The sequence below is a fragment of the Ruegeria sp. AL11 genome (assembly GCF_056540865.1).
Map to the genome: position 1 here is coordinate 1 of NZ_JBQFXO010000021.1, position 19,276 is coordinate 19,276.

22 protein-coding genes are annotated in these 19,276 nt (G+C 52.6%); 17 read left to right on the forward strand and 5 right to left on the reverse strand.

All coding sequences use genetic code 11. The features are described 5' to 3' along the window. Window positions 1–202 (reverse strand): hypothetical protein (locus tag ACR0IP_RS22650; protein WP_480528092.1); only part of this gene is annotated, 202 nt, incomplete at its 3' end. A gap of 106 nt (window positions 203–308) precedes the next feature. On the opposite strand from ACR0IP_RS22650, the gene ACR0IP_RS22655 reads away from it, so the two are divergent. Further along, window positions 309–1,142 (forward strand): GTPase domain-containing protein, encoded by an 834-nt coding sequence (locus tag ACR0IP_RS22655; protein ID WP_480528093.1) that lies wholly within the window; start codon window positions 309–311, stop codon window positions 1,140–1,142. Continuing rightward, window positions 1,129–1,785, forward strand: a complete 657-nt coding sequence (locus tag ACR0IP_RS22660; RefSeq protein WP_480528094.1) for a hypothetical protein — start codon at window positions 1,129–1,131, stop codon at window positions 1,783–1,785. The genes ACR0IP_RS22655 and ACR0IP_RS22660 overlap by 14 nt, the downstream gene beginning before the upstream one ends. 601 nt (window positions 1,786–2,386) lie before the next feature. On the opposite strand, the gene ACR0IP_RS22665 is transcribed toward ACR0IP_RS22660, so the two are convergent. Next, a complete protein-coding gene (locus ACR0IP_RS22665) occupies window positions 2,387–3,253 on the reverse strand; it encodes an Abi family protein (RefSeq protein WP_480528095.1) in 867 nt (288 codons plus the stop codon). Window positions 3,254–3,584: 331 nt separating this feature from the next. Between ACR0IP_RS22665 and ACR0IP_RS22670 the strand changes: the two genes are divergently transcribed. Then, complete coding sequence (locus ACR0IP_RS22670) at window positions 3,585–3,974, forward strand: hypothetical protein (protein ID WP_480528096.1); 390 nt, start codon at window positions 3,585–3,587, stop codon at window positions 3,972–3,974. Between the two features lie 190 nt (window positions 3,975–4,164). On the opposite strand, the gene ACR0IP_RS22675 is transcribed toward ACR0IP_RS22670, so the two are convergent. Further along, complete coding sequence (locus ACR0IP_RS22675) at window positions 4,165–4,704, reverse strand: recombinase family protein (RefSeq protein WP_480528097.1); 540 nt, start codon at window positions 4,702–4,704, stop codon at window positions 4,165–4,167. A 570-nt stretch (window positions 4,705–5,274) separates the two neighbouring features. Between ACR0IP_RS22675 and ACR0IP_RS22680 the strand changes: the two genes are divergently transcribed. Together ACR0IP_RS22680 and ACR0IP_RS22685 are read left to right on the forward strand one after the other, a co-directional pair. Beyond that, window positions 5,275–5,787, forward strand: coding sequence for a division/cell wall cluster transcriptional repressor MraZ (locus ACR0IP_RS22680; protein WP_480528098.1), 513 nt, complete (start codon window positions 5,275–5,277; stop codon window positions 5,785–5,787). Between the two features lie 245 nt (window positions 5,788–6,032). Beyond that, the gene (locus ACR0IP_RS22685; protein ID WP_480528099.1) at window positions 6,033–6,452 is read left to right on the forward strand and encodes a hypothetical protein; all 420 of its coding nucleotides are present in this window, start codon (window positions 6,033–6,035) and stop codon (window positions 6,450–6,452) included. Window positions 6,453–6,597: 145 nt separating this feature from the next. On the opposite strand, the gene ACR0IP_RS22690 is transcribed toward ACR0IP_RS22685, so the two are convergent. After that, window positions 6,598–7,395 (reverse strand): hypothetical protein, encoded by a 798-nt coding sequence (locus ACR0IP_RS22690; RefSeq protein ID WP_480528100.1) that lies wholly within the window; start codon window positions 7,393–7,395, stop codon window positions 6,598–6,600. 289 nt (window positions 7,396–7,684) lie between these two features. On the opposite strand from ACR0IP_RS22690, the gene ACR0IP_RS22695 reads away from it, so the two are divergent. From ACR0IP_RS22695 to ACR0IP_RS22705, 3 genes are read left to right on the forward strand one after another with little or no spacing between them, the layout of a single operon-like run. Beyond that, window positions 7,685–9,190 carry a radical SAM protein gene (locus ACR0IP_RS22695; RefSeq protein ID WP_480528101.1) on the forward strand — a complete coding sequence of 502 codons (1,506 nt, stop codon included), beginning with the start codon at window positions 7,685–7,687 and terminating at the stop codon, window positions 9,188–9,190. 14 nt (window positions 9,191–9,204) lie between these two features. Further along, a complete protein-coding gene (locus tag ACR0IP_RS22700) occupies window positions 9,205–9,468 on the forward strand; it encodes a hypothetical protein (RefSeq protein WP_480528102.1) in 264 nt (87 codons plus the stop codon). A gap of 53 nt (window positions 9,469–9,521) precedes the next feature. Continuing rightward, complete coding sequence (locus tag ACR0IP_RS22705; protein ID WP_480528103.1) at window positions 9,522–10,601, forward strand: hypothetical protein; 1,080 nt, start codon at window positions 9,522–9,524, stop codon at window positions 10,599–10,601. Between the two features lie 42 nt (window positions 10,602–10,643). On the opposite strand, the gene mobQ is transcribed toward ACR0IP_RS22705, so the two are convergent. Then, on the reverse strand, window positions 10,644–11,888 hold the full coding sequence (gene mobQ / locus ACR0IP_RS22710; protein WP_480528104.1) for a MobQ family relaxase: 1,245 nt from the start codon (window positions 11,886–11,888) through the stop codon (window positions 10,644–10,646). 544 nt (window positions 11,889–12,432) lie between these two features. On the opposite strand from mobQ, the gene ACR0IP_RS22715 reads away from it, so the two are divergent. The 9 genes from ACR0IP_RS22715 to ACR0IP_RS22755 all read left to right on the forward strand — a co-directional run. Continuing rightward, window positions 12,433–12,726: a mobilization protein gene (locus tag ACR0IP_RS22715; protein ID WP_480528105.1), complete on the forward strand. Its 294-nt coding sequence runs from the start codon at window positions 12,433–12,435 to the stop codon at window positions 12,724–12,726. Further along, window positions 12,723–13,619 (forward strand): type IV secretory system conjugative DNA transfer family protein, encoded by an 897-nt coding sequence (locus ACR0IP_RS22720; protein ID WP_480528106.1) that lies wholly within the window; start codon window positions 12,723–12,725, stop codon window positions 13,617–13,619. The genes ACR0IP_RS22715 and ACR0IP_RS22720 overlap by 4 nt, the downstream gene beginning before the upstream one ends. Before the next feature lie 23 nt (window positions 13,620–13,642). Continuing rightward, entirely contained in the window at window positions 13,643–14,422 is a 780-nt protein-coding gene (locus ACR0IP_RS22725) for a type IV secretory system conjugative DNA transfer family protein (RefSeq protein ID WP_480528113.1), read from the forward strand. Between the two features lie 18 nt (window positions 14,423–14,440). After that, the gene (locus ACR0IP_RS22730) at window positions 14,441–14,989 is read left to right on the forward strand and encodes a hypothetical protein (RefSeq protein WP_480528107.1); all 549 of its coding nucleotides are present in this window, start codon (window positions 14,441–14,443) and stop codon (window positions 14,987–14,989) included. 224 nt (window positions 14,990–15,213) lie between these two features. After that, the gene (locus tag ACR0IP_RS22735) at window positions 15,214–16,248 is read left to right on the forward strand and encodes a replication initiator protein A (protein ID WP_480528108.1); all 1,035 of its coding nucleotides are present in this window, start codon (window positions 15,214–15,216) and stop codon (window positions 16,246–16,248) included. Between the two features lie 111 nt (window positions 16,249–16,359). Beyond that, window positions 16,360–17,028: a ParA family protein gene (locus tag ACR0IP_RS22740; protein WP_480528109.1), complete on the forward strand. Its 669-nt coding sequence runs from the start codon at window positions 16,360–16,362 to the stop codon at window positions 17,026–17,028. Then, window positions 17,012–17,290, forward strand: a complete 279-nt coding sequence (locus ACR0IP_RS22745; protein ID WP_480528110.1) for a chromosome partitioning protein ParB — start codon at window positions 17,012–17,014, stop codon at window positions 17,288–17,290. The genes ACR0IP_RS22740 and ACR0IP_RS22745 overlap by 17 nt, the downstream gene beginning before the upstream one ends. Before the next feature lie 44 nt (window positions 17,291–17,334). Next, window positions 17,335–18,666 carry a DNA cytosine methyltransferase gene (locus tag ACR0IP_RS22750; RefSeq protein ID WP_480528111.1) on the forward strand — a complete coding sequence of 444 codons (1,332 nt, stop codon included), beginning with the start codon at window positions 17,335–17,337 and terminating at the stop codon, window positions 18,664–18,666. Then, on the forward strand, window positions 18,659–19,276 hold a 618-nt coding region (locus ACR0IP_RS22755), incomplete at its 3' end, for an endonuclease (protein WP_480528112.1). The genes ACR0IP_RS22750 and ACR0IP_RS22755, both read left to right, overlap by 8 nt.

Consider the following 19,276-nt stretch of genomic DNA (forward strand, 5'->3'; position numbering starts at 1 on the left):
CTATGTGATTCCGGTCCAAGCGAAAGGCGGTAAAGATCAAATAGGAATCGTTCAAACGAGCCAGGATATCAGGTTCGTACAAGATAGATTTCCAGGCATGCGGTGCCGCGCGATCGCTGCACAGTTTATGCAAGACGAGGTTGTCGCTCTCTTCGAGCTGACTTTGCAGGACGACGAGATCAAGGTTGTCGAGGAGCGACATTACCGGCTTGTTCCGGCTGACCTTCTCAACAGGGAAGCAATCCGTAATTATAGAGATTGAAATGGAATTTTGGGCTTGTTGAAATGGCCTAAAGGGTGGGCAGAGAATGGCTAAACGCTATTGGGGTGATTACGGTCGAAATTTAATTGATGAAGCGGGCCGTGCGAGTGGAATATTAGGAATTGTGGGGGGAGCAACAGCAGCCGGGGGCGCAGTTCTTGGTGCTCCAGTTATTGTACCAGCCGCTGGCGCCGCGTTCTTGGTGTTTGGCCTAGGCGTGTGTGCGTTTAGAGCTATCCCCGAGAAATCGAAAACTGCATCGGACTACATCGGTAAGGGCGCTATCGATATCTCTGTTTTGGCCAAGTTGCGAGAAAACCCAATAACTGTTGGTATCGTGGGGGTCGAAGACTCTGGAAAGTCGACACTGGTAAAAAAGCTTCACAACGACGAAGGACAAGCGGAAGACACCACCCGTGTCCAAGCATACATTCTTGAGACCATAAATCGTAAACAACCTTACGCGTTACTCGATGGAGCTGGGGAGCTTTGGGCTCAGCAGATGAGTGTTGCTGAACAATCAAATATTTTGATACTTCTTTGCGATCACAATGCCGGGGAAAATCAGACCAGGCTAATTTTCGAGCGTCTCAGTGATCATAAGAACTTTGCGGAACAAGTGGCACACCAGATCAAGGATGCGGGTAACACGAAACGTGTTCTTGTCTACACGAATAAGTTTGATCAGTGGAGCAAATCCAAAAACTCTGACGACATGGAGGCCTGTGGGCTTGAGATTCACACACGACTGGCGCCGCTAGTCGATAGCGCCGAAGTTAGACCACACAGTAACAAGGATATGAACAACGGGATTCGAGCGAAAACTGAGATCGACGAGCTCGTTTTTGAGCTAATGGAGGTCAGAAATGCGAAAGTATGAACCCTCAGAGTTCCATCCGGTCGAGATCAAAAACTCCCCAATTGAGTTCATTATTGTAGGCGAAATTGACAGTAAACAGCGCCCTATCGCGAAATCTGAAACGTGCGGCCTTGATCTAGTTGGATTTGCCGCCTCGGAGAGCTTTGAAACGCCGAAGGACTTCGATAGCAAGAGTCGTCGGAAAGACAGTGAAAACCCTGGATTCATTTTCCAACGCACTTCGGTGGAAGCGGACTTGGACAGCGAAGAGATATTGTTCTTTTGGTATGGTGCGCCAGTCTCTGATAATTTGAGCGCGCGTGATGATCTGAAGAGAATTTCGCGACTTGCACTAAAGGATATGAAATATCAGATCGATGGCGCTCGGAACAGCAGTGACATCCGCGATCGTGCTGGTGTGATAGAATGGACCGTTTCCCCACTTATATGGTTTTTGAGTGAGTGGAATGACTTCTACGCTGAAAAATATGGTGTCCGCGCCGAACGCTTAAGTGAACGACGTGTTTCCGGGAACGCTGATCGATGGCTGAATTTCGTTTCGTCCCGAAATTTTACTATCTTCACAGTCGTGGTCCTGGCGTTGCTGCTACCTGAGGCATTTAGGAGTATGGTGGAAACTATCTCGCTTCTGCTGAAAAGATGAGTGTGCTGAACAACTCAATCAAAACGTATTTTGCGTCGCTTATCGGCATCTACGTTACGTTCTCCTGACCGTGCGATCACTCACCTGAAACAGACGCGCAATTTCTAAGCTGCAACGCAGCTCCACGCAGTGAAACTGCGCCCTCCTGGGCTTCGGGTGTGGCAATGCAAGTGGATTATTGTTGGCCGTGATGAATTGCAGCCCTATGTTGCAGTGAGTAGATGCGGGGGAGAGGTCAAACCCCACCCCCCTACTGCTTCGACTGTTCCGGGGGTGCGTCGTTCAAAACAAGCCCCCGGTACGGTTTGATGTGTCCTAGAAACCTCGTAGGACAACAATCAGGCTCAAGATTGAGGCTATCGCTCCTGTAAGCATTAGAGCTCTTCTCAATCTCGCCCAAGTGCGTGATGACTTCATCACACTGTTAGAGTTTAAAACGCCTTCGAAGCTCGACAAGGGGCGAGGCTATTTTCGCTTTGTCTCTTGGGTCCCGATGACGTCGCGAGATTCAATCAAAACTTGTTCACATAACACAGCTTAGACTCTGGTTCCCGTTTTGTTATGGTCGGCGCTTTCTCGTAAAGGTCGCGCCTCAGTCGGGCTAAGCCAGTCCCCAGAACGGCTTGTCACGCCAGTTGTCGGGAATACCCATGTTAGCAAGGGGAACGTCCGGATGTTCTTCTAAAAGGTCGCTCAGGCGCTCAGCCCATGTGTTGTCAGGGGCTACCTGTTCTAGGATAATTTGAATAACGACCATGACGCCGTAAATCTTGGTATTCCCTTGGAATTTGGTTTTGTGCTTCTTCGCAATGGCGGGCTTGATCGTCAGAGTTTTATTCCAAACTCTTTTGTGGTGCGCGCAAAGATTTCGCACATAGGAAATAGAGTGCATCCACGAGCCGAGAGTCTCATGGTTGACCCGCAGCGGATTGCAAACCTCTGTGGTTTCCGACTTGTATAGCCCTTCGAAAATTCTAGAGATCGTGCGGAAAGAAATGGTTTCAAAAACCATCCAGCAGGGCGGCATGTCGGGGTCGTCGTAGGTGTCGTAGTAGTGCTTAATGTGAACGTCCCTTTGGGCTTCCCGCTCGGGCGTTCCGGGGTTGTGGACAATCTGGCGCTTTAGTTCGGTTATCAAGGCCGCATGTTCATATGTTGGTTCGAACAAAGTTGCGTCTTGATACCAGTGTGGGGTGTGGCGCTGCGCGATTGAATTGGACAGCGCAGCCCTGAAAGATACTTCTATGCGCTCAATGGCATCGAGCAGCAAAAGGCGCAGTTTTCGATCAAAAACGTACCTGTCCAGGATCACACCAAACTCTACAGGTGCGCGAAATTCGTGGCGGTCGTAACCATCCCCGCCTTTTTGAAACGGCAATGTATAGCCGCAAAAACGGTAGTATCCGATTTGATGTAGGTAGTGTTTTGCTTCGCCTTCGTCTTTCACGACGAGGCCACGCTCGATCATTTTGGCGAGCTGGTCGTCTATGCTTAACGCAGGCTTTTCGAACTTCTTTTTAATGGATGATAGCCCCTAGACACAGAAAACCCGCCCAGAGGCGCATCGTTGAGAGGCGGGGCGGGTGTTATTGACCCCTATGTGCCTATCATTCGTTTCGAAATCAATAACAGCCCGTCCAAATCTCACCAAGGAGGATTAAAACAACGGAATCCTCCGTTGTTTTAATCCTCCTTGGTGAGATTGTCAAGCCCTTGGTAACAATAGGTAAGACACCGTAATATAAGGGTTTTTGTTATCATAAAAAAGTATGATATGTTGCAAAAAACAGGTGTGCAACATGACTACCAATATTCCCTATCTAGAAAACCAAATTACTCAACAAATACAAGAAATTGACATTAAGATCAAAAGCTTACAGTCGGAGAGATTGGCGCTTGAGAGACTACTTTTGCGGGCGCGGCGGGACGAGGCGCAAGCACGGGAACCAATTCGCCGCAACAGCGTGAATCGCGTGCTTGTGGAAAATCGAATCTTAGAAACGCTTCGCCAGTCAAAATCACCGGTGAGCAACTGGGATTTGCTGCGGGCGGCTCGCACTGCGGTCTTTGATCTGAAGGACTCGACTTTTCGTTCGCACATCAAACGAATGAAAGATGGTGGGAAGATTGTAGCTAAGGGCAAAAGGTGGGTTTTGCCTGATCATCAGAGCGAGGGTTCAGAAAGCTGATCCCACCATTGAGGGGGCCTAGGCTTTGCCTACTGCCCCGGCTTCACTTGGTCTGCGCTTCGCTTCGACCAGGTAAAGCTCTCCTTTCGCCGCGAATGGGGTCGGGTCGGTCGGGAACCACCGGCCGCATGGGTGGGATGAGCCACTTGTTCCCTGAACTGGAATAGTGATGTGACAGACAAAATCTCGATTACACCCGACGCACCGTTCGTTCGCTGACCTTGAACAGCCGAGCGATCTCGGCGACGGCGCGTTGTTCTTCATCACGCATCCGGCGCACTTCGTCTTTCTGTGCTGTTGTCAGGGCAGGGGGTCTGCCCCCGATCCGGCCGCGTTTGCGAGCTGATGCAAGCCCTTCTCTGGTGCGCTCAGAAATCCTCTCCCGTTCGAATTGAGCGATGGAGGCGAAGACATGAAAGATCAGGCGGCCAGCCGGCGTCGTCGTATCGATGTCTTCGGCGAGGGATCGGAAGCCGGCATCGCGCTCAAAGATCAGCTCAACGATCTCCAGCAGGTCTTTCAGTGACCGCGCTAGGCGGTCGTACTTGGTGACAATAACAACATCGCCGTCGCGGAGCTGCTCTAACATCTTGTCCAGTTCCGGCCGTGCACGCCTCGATCCGCTGATCCTATCCGCGAAAACCTTCTCGGCACCGGCCACTGAAAGAGCGTCGGTCTGTGAATCCAGGCTCTGGTCATCAGTGCTGACGCGGGCATATCCTATGATCATGCCTCACTATGACAAAAACCTGTCAAAACCACAAAGGTTTTGCCGGGGGTTTTTGTCATAGCTAAGCGGTTGATCATGGGTAGGGCAAGGGATGCGGACAAAAAGGACCGTTTTTGACCCAATAGTATTGGCTAGAGGTTTTTGGCTAGTCGAAACTCAATGTTGATTGCCTCACACCTAACCAAGGCAGACGAGGCGGATCGCAATGACCAAAGGCGTGCGAAGGGACGCCAAATGGTCTTGAACATGCAAACGAAAAATGCCACACTGACATCGCCAGTATGGCCAATAATCACATAAGGAGGAACCTTATGTACTACTATCTAGCGATGGCTTACGCCATCATAGCTCTGATCTACTTTGTGCACGCTTGAACTCTAGCACTAGTAGGTCATAGGGGTCGGGTAACACCGACCCCTTTTTTTTACGCCACACTAAGCGCTACATCAACAAAAAAAGGATAGAAAAGGTTCTAATAGGAGTATAAAGGAGCATAAAGGTCTAGATAGTTGGCCGTGAGTGTGTTAGACGGGACGTCCTATCTACAGCGAGGTTGGTCGGAGGCGGTAGATGCGCCAGTTTCTCGGAGAGCACTATCTGTCCTTGGATGCTCAAGGGCGCATGTATGTTCCCAAGACCTTCGTCAGGGTTCTTGAGCGGGAAGATGCAGACTACAGAGAACGTGAAGGGAGCAAAATACGCACTGTTTGCCTTGCTACTGAGAATAGACCTTTTCTAGAGTTCTATAGTGCTGCTGCATTTGAGGAAGTTGCGGAGAAAATTGGCAAACTTCCTCGTGGTTCAAGAGAACGAGCTGTGCTGGAGCGCGTCTTCTTCTCAACGTCTACTGAATTGACCTTAGACAAAAACCGAAGATTGACTATCCCCGTCGTAACCCGGTTCAAGAAGTCTCTGAACTTACTGGACACAGTTATAGCAGTTGGACGTGGCGACACTTTTCAGCTTTGGACTCAACCTAAATGGAAGAAGCACATCGAGGGTCAGCTTGAATGGTTCGATGATCTTGAGGGGTTCGACCCACTTGACCTTCTTGAAGCGAACCTTACCGAGAGGAAGAGTTGACACTTCTACTGATTTGATCGTGGCGTCTGCCTTGCCAGATAATAAAAGCCCAAGTGTCAGAACTCGTACGTTTCTGTCTCAGGCGAAAACGACCGTTTTTGTGCACGCACTAGTCTCGATAGTGCGTCAAGCAGTTTTCTGCTACCATCAACATTGTTCCACAAACAGGCGGTAGCTGTGCAGCATCACAATAGAAACGCGCAATACGCATAACACCAATCGAGATTACGTCGGCGGATATCCAAATGAGAAAACATCTACTTCTTTTGCACTTTGCATTTGCCCTGTCCATATGGAGTGAAGGTGCATCTGCGCATGATTTAACTGCCCAAAAAATCGATGCGACCACTATCGCTTTGTCGGGCTCAATATCTCTATCTAACGGATGCATTAGTTTCGCAGGCATTGAAGTGTCAACGCCACAAACAGCACCTAAGCTACAAAACACCGCAGTGGTTGTAACTCGCTTGACACATAGCGGCTTCCAAACCTGCACACAAAACTTTCGAACTGTTCCGGTAGAGCTTCAAGTTCCTAGGCCTGATCGGCATCCTGCTGACAAAAGACCGGAGTACGTCGTTAATTATACAATAGTGGAGGGAACTCCCGATGGCGCAGTGCTATTTGAAGGCCTTTCTGGCGAAATCATTGTCGTTGAAGAGTAGATGTCTTCCCTGACAAGTTGTGCAACAAGATTGAGCGACGAGCACAACCGACAGTTTTGGCAGGCGAGTTTTGTCTTGTCGTTATCGCCGGATGAAAGCGCCGTGTGTCAAATGATGAACCTACAGAACCCAGGTTGAAGTCTGATCAACCGTCGAGGTCACATAGGATGACGGAAATGTACCAACGAGTGAGGCGGCCTGTGTTTTCTACCTCGCTGACATATTCGAGGCCGGAAGCCTTGAGCGCCTCTCTAACCCTTGGCAATTCACCTCGTTCTTGATGACCGGCGTCAAAAACAATGGTGGTTTGGCCAGAAAGCAAATCTCGATTCAATTCACTGAAAAGGTTCCAACGTCTTAAGGAAATGTCGCCGAAACCTAAACCCCTTAGGCTGGCGGCGGCGCGTCGTGCGGCGGCTTCATCCGAGGGCTCGCAGACGTACAGCCCGATATCTGTCAGAGATGGATCACCTTGATCTACTGATCCAACCGTCAGGTTCGAAAGCGTGACAGGTTGAGAGAAATCCGCATTGATTGCGTCGTCAGCAGTGCAGTTCAGCGGCGCCTCGGAGTGCATCGCCAAGACGCCGCATGCCCAACCCCGATAGGTATCGCCGACTTGCTCTCGCCGAAGTTGGAGCATCTCAAATGCGATGCGCATCTCCTGAACATCTACAGCTCTATCACGCACCTCCACGTCCAAAAGGCCGGTATAAACCGCCCCCAGCGATCCGAACACACCACCTAGAAAACCCAGAAGTGGGGGAAGCCAAGGAGACCTGGCTATACGTGATGTCTGCGCGTTCTCGGCGTCGAAGCGCTTCTGTTCCAGTTCTCTAGCGGCTTGTGCGTCTTCCCCACCGGAAAGAAGTTTTTCGCGCTCAAGCTCATGCTTCGCACGTTCAGGGTCAAATTGATCGCGTTCTTGCCCCTCATTTCCCATGACTAAAGCACTCCAAAGCCATATGTCAGCGTTTCCAATTAGAGAGAAAACAGTCAAAATATGTCGTTATGATCTCGGCACGGTATGCGCCCAATGCCAAAACCCACACGTTTCTATCATAGCGATACGAGTTTTTAATAAGAATGGCACCCTTGGCGTGAGTGCGGGAAAACATTTTGCCTAGTAGCCTATTAAGGCGTAACGCTGACAACCCTCCCCCACCAAGGGAAAATAGTGGATTTTGATCTCAAACATGTTAAGGTTTGAACATTATATTCGGAGATTTTAGGTGGCTAGCCAAATTTTGAAGCGAGCGTCGGAATTCGCGTTTGATAAAGAACCGTCAACAAATTTAAGCAGCTTGGACAGAACCGTTTTGGCCGGTCGAGATGTGCATGGTAACGGTTTCATTTTTAGCCCAGGATCTTGCACCATAGCTTCGCTTGATGACGCCGAAGTTTCTGCCCTTGGCTCAGTAGATAACCTAGCCACTCCAAAAACAGTAGATTGCCAAGACTATGGATTTTTGTCTGAATATATTCAACCGATCAGTCGGAATGGCGGGTTTCGTCAGAGAACGCATTCATTTGGAGTTGCGTTAATTGTAACCCAAGTTTGCAACTTGACTTGTAGTTACTGCCTTGCCAAGCAAGGCTCCTTCGGACTTGAAGTCGCTACTATGTCTTGCGACGAAATCGTAGCACGTCTTGATGCGATTATCCAAGAACGCCCGGACATTTGTTTTGTTAAATTTTTTGGCGGAGAGCCTACCCTTAGAATGGACATCGTTACCACAGTATCGAAGTACATTCGAGAGACACTAGGCCGTGATGATATTCTAATTGCACTTACTACAAATGGTACGTTTGATGCAAAGAAGCACATCGAGGTCTGGAAAAAATATAGAATAAGCCTTTCTGTGAGCATCGATGGGCCTGAAGAGGTGCACGACGCAGAACGTGTTAACTCAAGCGGCCAAGGTTCATTCGCCAAAGCAATCCGCTACACTGAAGTGCTCAAAGAACATGACTTCCCATTTTGCGCCATAGGTGTATTTGATAACCGGCACATCAAGAATGGATATTCATACATCGATACAATTCGTTTCTTGAACACTATTTCACCTCTTACGAAGGTTCAGTTTGTTGAAGCCTTGGGAGACGCGGTGGAGGGAAGTGATATTGACCTGATCGATACGGATCAAGCTAAAGACGAAATTGTCAAAGCTGTCGACTTTATATTTTCTTCAATCAACGGTGAGTTTCTAAATAGGAACTCCGACAACTGGGTCTACGATAACAACATCTATCGTTTCTTCAGCGATGTGATACGAAAATTGGCCTTCCCGTTTCGAAACTTTTGCACGGCATCTAGTCTTCTGACAATTTTTCCAGACGGCGATATACACTCTTGCTACACACTGACTGACAATGAGAACTTACAGTATGGGAGCAAACACACGTCGCCATCCGAATTAAGCACCAAACAAAGGGATTTCGCCGCCAGAAACACATGGGAGAATATAGGCGCAATCGGACAAAATGTGCCTTGGTATAGAGGGATTGTAGGAGATATTTGCCTCTCTGACATGATAAACTCTTCGGATCCTGGTTATGAATCAAGTGCTTTCTACAAATGCTTCCAACAAGAGGCCTCTTACCGGGTGCTTCAGCATCTGGCGAGTATCTCAAACGACCCAGTAAAGTTAGCAAGGGTGCACCATGCTTCAAACGAACATCAGCGCCTAACTGGAAGTTTCTTATACGGTATACAAATTCCCGAAAGCGTCATTTAGTAGAGGAGAACATGATGCCTAACTCAATCTCACTTGACGAGAACAACATTACCTTAAAAGATCTGCTTGCGATGGCCGATGAATGGGACAATGTTGATGCTGCGGATCTTACACAAGATCAGGTCGCCATTCTTAACCTAAAACGCGTTATGGAAATTCGCGAAGCTGCAAAGTCGGCTGTTGCGACTGGCGCTGTTGGTGGCGGAGCCGCAATTGGAGTTGGCGGAGTTCCTGGATGGGAATCCGTTGCATGCTTTATTTGCGGAACTGGTGCATAGCACAGTATTGACGCCAGAGGTTTCTATTTGACGACCTCTGGCAAAGCAGTTCTATGTCAAACTATACCCTGGATATCCAGCGCGTTCGACAGAACCGCTTCAATTATTGCGGTCCTGCCTGTCTCAAGATGGTGGGACAAGCATACGATATTTTTGAGTCTCAGGATGAGATATGGAATATCACACGTGGTTTGAACCAAGAACCTGATAAGTGGTACACCGACCCAGCTGCAATGGCAGACTATTTGGCTACCAAAGAAGAAATCAGTCAAGTCATTGCAGTTGATGATTTTTCATTTGAAACTGCAACTTCCGCATTCAAAAAAATGGTACTCACGGTCGCAAAATATAAACATGCCCCCGCTTTCCTTGTGAATGGCGGCATGCATTGGGTCGTGATGTCTGGTGTTTCCGTTGATTTCGAAGACACCACGATGGAAAATGGTCGAGTTAAGTCCATCTTTGTGACCAACCCAGCAAGAGGGCTGGGCACCAGCAGTCCAATACTCTACGTCACAAACGACGCTTTCTTCGGTGAGGTGTTTACGCCTGTTGAGATTGAAGGACTTTGGAACGGAAAACTGGTCTCAGTTGTAGAAGACAGCAACGACGAGATTGATCAAATTACATTCCCAGATCGCACCCGTCCAATCGGCGGTGGGGTGAACATACTCGCAGATGAAGCTACAGACCTTATTCTAGAAGATATCGCATCGTATGGATTGGGAGTCGGCCGTCCTTTATTGGCAGGAGGCTTCGGACTTACTTCGACAAGTTTTAAGGTAATTGACCGCACTACTGGTATCGTCAGCTTGTACTCATATATCGAGTATAATGGAGAATTATCGCTCGCAAGGTTTAGCCCTCAGTTTGTCCAACTAGTCTCGATCATTGGTAGAGCTGATGAAGTGGCCGTACCTTTAATTGATGAAGCAGTAAAAACCATAGTAAATCGGTTCGGTTCGATGTCGGGGGTTCAACTGGATGAGCAAATATTTTCATTTAGCAATTTGGAAAATTCTGCCCTTGAAAGATTCTTCCTCCACTTCAGTGTAGACGATGTCCAGTATCTGATCGATGGCAGAAATGAAATTATCAAAATGGCGCAGGAAACAAAGCTACTTGGCGGGTAGTGCAAGAAGGGTTGGGTCTCATCTCAGGCAGGAGATTCAAATTTAGAGGCTAAGGCCATCATCCCTATCTATTTCTCGATCAATCTCGCGCTCGTGCTCCTGTTCACCGTCGCGATCCCGCTCTGCATCGCGCCCGTCATCCCGCTCCAATGTCTCGCGCGGCTTGTTCAACACGTCTTCCAGCCGGTCCCGAATCGACGGCTGGCCTGCGCTGTCTTCATCCCGGCCCAGGGCTTCACGCAGCCGTTCATTGACGTGCCGAAGGTCTGAACGTTCTTCGACACTCTGCCCGCCGACCTCCGGCTCTTCCCTCCCGACAATCCGTGCCAGCCGGTCCCGGATGTCGCCGTCACCGTGCTCCGTACTCCGGTCTTTGCTAGCCGCTGCTCGAAGTGCCGCCAGACCGGCCGAGACACGCCCCTGCCCGGCCTCGCGCTCGGCCCCATAGGTGTCCCGCGCCAGCTCCAGACGTTCCCGCATCTCGGCAAAAAGTGCCCGCGCCTGGCGGGCTGCATGTACCGCCCCGCCCCGCTCGGTGACGGGGTCATAGTCGCGCCCCTCCCGCTCTGCCGCGCGCATTTCGCGGCGTTCCATCGCATTGGCCGCTGGCCCCAGCTTGACCTCCGGATCCCGATCCAGTTCCTCGGCCTTCAGGGCATCACCCTGGCTCAGAGCCTCCTCGCGCTGAGCTTCCAGAGACCGGTGATCGACGCGCTCCACCTCCCCCACCCGTTCAAGTGCGTGGTTCTGCAATTCAGCCCAGACACCGCGCATCTGCTCGATCTCGACACCTCCGGTCTTTGCGGAATCAAGCAAGCGCGTCTTGGTCGTGAACCCCTCCGGTTCCAACTTCCGGGTGGTGGTCAGAACATGGGCATGGTGATTGCGCTGATCCCCTTCCCGGTGCGGCGCGTGGATCGCCACATCCACCGCCACGCCGTAGCGGCTGACCAGCTCCTCGGCAAACCGGCGGGTGATCTGCGACCGGTCTTCGGCGCTGATCTCGGAGGGCAACGCAAGCTCCCATTCGCGGGCGGTGACGGAGTTGCGTCGGGTCTCGCTCTCCTCGGCGGCGTTCCAGAGCGCCGCCCGATCCTGCGCCCAGGACGGCGCATTCTCGGGTGTCAGAATGAAGGTCTCCTCGATGCCCCGCTTGGCGGTGTAGTCATGCAGCCGCCCCTCGCGCTGGCACTCGATGCGCTCGCCCGCACGGTACGCCGCCGCTGCGGTCGAAGATCGTCCCGCGCTGCGTTTGATCGTCTTTACGGAGAGGTGATAACTGGCCACGCGCCCTACCCCGCTCCGTGATTCAAAGAATGCTGACGCACGCCGCTACTGACCCCGGCCCATGCTCCGGCATGGTCCACCAGGTCAACGGTCTTTTCCCCGCTGGCCCGCCCCCCATAAGGCTGGGGAGATTGGTGGAACGCATCGGCGGTTTGCCTCGGGCAAACCCGGCGGAGATCAGGGGCTACAGCCCCACAGATCGACGCCTTCCGGAACGACAGTCCCAAAAACAGACCGGCCCCCACCATGGGGCAGCGGTCGTGATTTTGGGACTGTCGTTCCGGACGCAATCCAACCGCGCAGGTTGGCATGGGATGGTTTGGAAGGGGCAGCGCGCCCTTCCATATCGATGCGCTTCGCATCGAAGGGGATGGCCATCGGCCGGGGCTTTGCCCCAGAGAGATCGCACGCAAATCTTGGAGCCACAGGCGGAGAGTTTGCATAAGTGCGCCCTTGTCCTTTACAGGCCTACGGGTACGCGCTAAGGACGAGTTTATCAATACATGATTCAACTCTAGATTATTTTCCCAGCGAGAGCAGTGATATGGCAGAGACAGAACTCGAACGCGCCGAGAAACGATTTGCCCAGGCCAAGGCCCGTCTTCAGGCCGTGCGCAACCGGGAAGCCACGAAGCAACGCAAGCTGGATACACGGCGCAAGGTGATCCTGGGCGGGGCGCTCATGGATCTGGCCGAACGTGATGCAAGTGCTGCGGCAATGATGGAACGGTTGATCCGGAACCTCTCACGGGACCAGGACCGCAAAGCCTTTGCAGATCCCGATACCCCCTCCCCGGCTCCGGCATCCGATTCAGAACAGCCGAATTGTGATCGATGAGCTGGGCGTTCACGGCGTTTCGCCTGCTGGCCGGTATCGGGTTGATCGTATGGACGGCTCCGTTCGTACTGTTTCTCGCCGCCGTCTATCTGCTTATTGCCACTTTGATCGGGGCGGTCGTTCTGGCTCTCATCCGGCATTATGGTCTGCACGTGCCGATCTCGGGCGGTCCCACCACTTTCCTCGATTGGGTTGCCACCATCGTAGCTTATGGCTCGGCCTGGTGCACGGCAGTAACGCTCCTGATCGTGAACACCGGCATCGGTCTCTGGTCCCCGCGAAAGGCCGACGACAGCCATGGCTCGGCCCGGTTCGCCGACCGCAAAGACCTGGCCGATCTGGAAGCCTCTGACGGGCTTCTGATCGGTCGCAACCCTCATACCGGCCGACTGTTGCGCTACGACGGTCCGGCACATCTGCTGACCCTTGCGCCGACCCGGGCGGGTAAGGGCGTGGGTACCGTCATCCCAAACCTGCTTATGGCGGAGCGCCCGGTCCTGGTCATTGACCCCAAGGGTGAGAACGCACGGATTACGGGCGACGCCCGACGACGGTTCGGACCCGTTCATGTCCTCGACCCATTTGAGGTCACGGGTGTGACATCGGCGGCGTACAATCCATTGGACCGGTTGTCTCCGAACAGTCTTGATCTTGGAGAAGATGCCGCATCGCTTGCCGATGCGCTGGTCATGGACCCGCCAGACCAGGTATCGGAGGCGCACTGGAACGAAGAAGCCAAAGCCATCCTTGGCGGGCTAATCATGTTTTGCGTCTGCCATGAGGAGCCGGGCCGCCGCTCCCTTGCCACAGTGCGGGAATATCTCACCCTGCCCCCGGATCGGTTGCGCGCGCTGCTGGAGCTGATGCAGGAGAGCGATCAGCCCATGGGCTGATCGCCCGCGCCGCCAACCGGTTCCTGGGCAAGGCAGATCGGGAAGCGGCCTCTGTCCTGTCCAACGCGCAGCGCCATACCCATTTCCTGGATAGCCCACGGATTGCAAAATGCATGGCGCGCTCTGATTTCTATTTCTCCGAGCTGCGCCACGCGGTTACATCGGTGTTTCTGGTGCTACCGCCCAATCGTCTCGATGCCTATAGTCGCTGGCTGCGCCTCCTCGTCTCCCAGGCGCTTCAAGACATCGCTCGGGACGCAGAGGCGGCACAGACACCCGGAATGGCCCTGAACGGCGCTCAGTGCGTCTCTGAGGCCCCGCATCCGGGCAAACGGGCTTTGCCTGCCCTCTTCCTGCTGGACGAGTTTGCGGCCCTCGGCCGTCTGGAAGCTGTGGAACGCGCCATGGGGCTGATGGCAGGCTACGGTCTGCAACTCTGGCCGATCCTGCAGGACATGAGCCAGCTCAACGCGCTCTATGGAAAACGCGCGGGCACTTTTGTCGCCAATGCCGGAGTCCAGCAGGTGTTCGGAGTGAATGATCTGGAAACGGCCCAATGGCTGAGCAAGATGATTGGCCGGGAAACCACGGGCTACCAGACACAAAGCTACAAACCGGGGGATGCGCTCTCAATGACACAGAACATCACCGGCCGCGATCTGCTCACTCCGGATGAAATCATGCAGGTCCACCCGGACAACCAGCTCCTGCGTGTCCAGGGCAGGCACACGGCCATTGCCCGCAAACTGCGCTATTACGCCGATCCCGAGTTCAAAGGGCTGTTCCAGCCGCAGGACCAATAACGAGAAAGACAATCGAGCATGTCAGATCAAACCTCCTCCCCTGCCCTCACTGACGAAGAGCTGCGCGAAACCCTCGATATGGTTGGCACGGTGCTGGCTAGTGTGTCGGACCGTGTGGATGATCAGACACGGGTGCTCGACCGGGTGCACAAGACAACGACGGAAGCGCGACAGGCGGCCTTCGCGGCACAGAACCAGACCGATCCGGAGCACTATGGGGATCTGGTTGGGCATGCGATCAATGCCCGTGTTCTTGGGTCGCTGGAAGCAATGTCCCAGGTTGCCAACTCTCTTGGGGTGCAAAGCAGGCACACGGACGCAGTTCTCAAAAAGGCTGAACAGGACAAATGGGAAGTCTTCAAAGACATTAGGGAACAGGAAAGAGAGATCGAGCGCTTCAAAACCCGCCTGCACTGGTTTGGTCTGGGCGCTGTTGTTTTGGCTCTTGCGTTGGCGGTGGTGCTTCCTCGTTTCTCAGCAATCAACAGCACCACATGCGCTGTCTTTGGTGGGGCCTGGGTTCAGACAACAGTCGGAAGCTTTGCTTGCGTTCATTACCAGGATTGAGGGCGCTCAGGAGTTATCCACAGACCCCCGTCAGCCAAGTGGGTGTTATATATGTGTTAGATTCTGTGTTACGTGCGCCTAAATTCCAGGTAAAATTTTGAAAAGTAAGTACTTATTCAGACATATGGTAACTGATAACACGAATCTTGGTAACTAAAATCCTGCCTTCGGTAACTGATAACACGAATCTTGACTACGGTAACTAAAACCACGAATGTCGACTTATGGTAACTGATAACACGAATGCTCTCGCTCCACTCCTGCCGGATCGTCATCCACAGCATGATTTGTTCATCTGTGATGTCGCCGACGCTGTCCTGAAGGATGTGATGCAGCACATGGAGCATCCGTTCTATTCACTTTCGAAGAAACCGGAGACATCGGTCAAGCGTTATGAGAACGGCGACAAGTGGCTGCAGATCACGCCGAGCGTAAAGGGCCTAGCGACGATCTATGACAAAGACATTCTGATCTACTGTATCAGTCAGATCATGGCTAAGCTAAAGGAAGGCGAAGCTGTCTCGCCCCGTGTGCGGATCAACTCCAGAGAGCTGCTTATTTTCACTAACCGAGGCACAAGCGGTCGGGAATACCAGTCCCTGCTCGATGCTCTTGACCGCCTCGAAGGAACGCGGATCAGGACGAACATCGTTACCGGTGACGAAGAGCAAGTTGATGGCTTTGGTCTGATTGACGCCTCTTCAATTCGTAGGAAACATGGCCTTGATGGCCGTCTTCTGTGGTGCGAAGTGAAGCTATCTGATTGGGTTTTTAACGCAATCCGCAACGAAGAGGTTCTGACCCTCCACCGGGATTATTTCCGCCTGAGGAAACCCATTGAAAGGCGGGTGTACGAGATCGCCCGAAAGCACTGTGGTCAGCAGAAAAGTTGGCGCATTACGTTGGCAAAGCTTCTTCTCAAGACAGGGTCTCAAAGTCCTCAAAAGCGGTTTCGTCAAATGATCCGGCAGCTCGCGGAACACGATCACCTTCCGGACTATCACGTTGATTTTGACGACGAAGCCGACATGGTGATCTTCAACAACCGGGGTACGATGTCTCCTGCCCAGCTTGTTGAGGGCAATATTCCACCACTGCAATCTGACACCTACGAGGAAGCGCGTCATGCAGCGCCCGGTTGGGATGTTCATTTCCTGGAGCGGGAGTGGCGCGACTGGTGTGTTGAGCCACCCCGCAACGCTGATCGCGCTTTCATCGGCTTCTGCCGTAAGTGGTTTGAGAGGCGAGGCAGGCCTTGAGATTAAAAACCGGTTGCAGAAATAAAACCGGTAAGAGATTTATTTCCGGTCTTGGATTTATTTCAGGTGTGAGATATAAATCCGGTAATAATAAAACGGCAGGATCGAGTAATGCCCGTCATCGTTATGGCAAGCCCCAAAGGCGGGGTTGGTAAATCAACATGCGCCGTTCTTCTGGCGTCTGAATTCGCTCGTATGGGTGCGGATGTAACAGTGCTTGACTGCGACCCAAACAAGTCTCTTACCCGGTGGGCATCGCATGGCGCGCCTTCCGGCGTAACCTTAAAGAGCGATGTTGGTCGCTCTGAGATCGTTCCGACTATTCGGAGCGCGGATGGTGACGGCAAGATTGTCATTGTGGATCTGGAGGGTGTTGCATCCCAGCTCGTCAGTCGCGCGATTTCCCAGGCGGACCTGGTGATCGTCCCGATGCAGCCAACTGCGCTTGATGCAGAGATTGGCTCCGAAGCGCTGGCGTTGGTTCGCGAAGAAGAAGAAGCACTCGGGCGCTCAATTCGGCACGCTGTTGTTCTGACTAAGACCAGTGCAGCCGTCAAAAGCCGCGTCCAGAAGGAGCTGGAAGAACAGCTCAGTGGAGCAGGGATCGACGTAATCGAGCCGTCCCTGGTAGCACGCGCGGCATTTTCGGAACTGTTTGCCTATGGAAGTGATCTGACTGCTATGATGAATGACGCCGAGATGATCACGGGGGGCAAGGTGGATAAAGCGTTGGCGAATGCGAAGGCTTTTATGGAGGCAGTGTATGAGCGGCTCAAATAGACTTGCTGGACTTAAGGCGCGTCCTAAAGACACGACCGTTGAGGAAGTTCGCCGTGTCGACGAAGTTGGAGAAGCGCGGGGATTTCTCGACAGAACACCTCGCAAGAAGCCTGGTCGTAAGCCCAGCCCGAGGACTTATCAGTTGCACCCAAAGGTTTTCCCAAAGATCGGTGAATCCATAGCAGCTGAGGCCGAAAGGCTCGGTGTCACACAGGGTCAGTTGATCGAGATGTTGTGGGAAAAATATGAAGGATCGCATTAACCAAAAGGTGTGATGCTAAGCCGATGTTAGGAAAGAAGAGCGTAATGCGACCAATCGGAATTGATCTTTTCGCAGGGGCAGGGGGACTAAGCTTAGGCTTCGAGCAAGCAGGCTTTGATGTGAAAGCTGCGATCGAGGTCGATCCTGTGCATTGTGCCGTCCACGAATTCAACTTTCCCGAAACAACTGTGATTCCTGCCTCGGTTACAGAACTCACCGGCGATGAGATTAGGCAACGTGCGGGCCTTGGGGGGCAGAAGGTCGACTGCGTATTCGGCGGCGCGCCGTGCCAAGGCTTCTCCCTGATCGGTCACAGAGCACTCGACGATCCCCGCAATCAGCTCGTTCTTGATTTCGTGCGCCTCGTGCACGAGCTCGATGCAGAGAGCTTTGTTTTCGAAAACGTCAAAGGCCTCACGGTTGGCAAGCACAAGGCATTCCTGAAGGAGCTGGTAGGGGCATTTGATCGGGTCGGCTATGAATGTCGTTTGCCTTGGAAGGTGCTCAATGCAGGTCACTACGGCACACCACAATCGCGCGAACGCTTCATCCTCATGGGCATGAAGAAGGGTAGGGCGCTTCCCGACTATCCAGCTCCGACGACCAACATCGCTGGTCGGCCAAAGCTGTATCACGAGCTTGGTTTTGGGCCATCTTGCGCTGACGCGATCGGGGATCTTCCCGATGCCGATACGTTTGAGACTTTAAACGCAAGCGATGCAGTTAAGACGAGGCGATTTGGTGATCCGTCCGACTATGCGGCCGAGCTGCGCGGCCTCAAAAACGACGCCTGGCATTTCGGTTATCTGCGTGAGTGGAATCCTAAGGTGCTTACGTCGAGCGCGCGCACTGACCACACCGAGATTTCGCGTCGGCGTTTCCGTCAAACGGAAGAGGGAGCTGTCGAGCCTATCAGCCGTTTTTTTAAGCTTCCGCAAGGCGGTGTTTCCAACACGCTTCGCGCCGGAACAGACGGCGCGAGGGGCGCATTCACCAGTCCGCGCCCGATCCACTATCGTCATGCGCGCTGTATCACCGTGCGGGAAATGGCTCGCTTACACGGCTTCCCCGACTGGTTTCGGCTCAATGCGACCAAATGGCATGGCGCTCGGCAGATCGGCAATGCGGTGCCCCCGCCTTTGGCTAGGGCAATCGCCGCGAAGATGATTGAAGCCCTGAGCATCGAACCTTCTAGGCCTGAAGAAACCCTATCTCTTGGCGATCCAAAACTTTTGACGCTCGATCTTTCGCAGGCATCAAGACGCTTTGGTATCACGCCGCCACCTAGCAAACGCGACCGCAAAAGTGGGGCCAGAAAACGTAAGCAGGCAGAGATAGAGGCGGAGATCAACGCGGGTAGGGTTGCGTATGGCTAAATCGCCTAACCGCTATCAAGCAACAATTCAGAAAATCTTCTTTGACCACTTTGAAAATGGCTCGACGGAATTCGAGTTTGACAGAGAGGAGCTTGAAAAAAGCTATGTGGCGCTTGGGTTTCCTCGTATTAAGAACATCGGAGATATTCCGTACTCGTTTCGGTACAGAAATGCCTTGCCCGACAGCATTCTAGAAACCCAGCCAGAGGGATTAGAATGGATCATTGAAGGCGCAGGTAAGGGGCGCTATCGCTTCAGGCTGGTCAAACGTACCAGAATTTCGCCCAGAGATGATCTCGTCTGCACCGACATTCCAGACGCCACGCCGGAGCTCATTCGAGCCTACGCACTAGACGACGAGCAAGCACTTTTGGCGATCGTACGTTATAATCGGCTTATAGATACATTCTTGGGACTCACGACGTACAGCCTGCAAAATCACCTACGAACGACCGTGCAGAACATCGGGCAGATCGAGATCGATGAACTTTACATAGGCTTGGACAAACGAGGGTGTCACTATGTGATTCCGGTCCAAGCGAAAGGCGGTAAAGATCAAATAGGAATCGTTCAAACGAGCCAGGATATCAGGTTCGTACAAGATAGATTT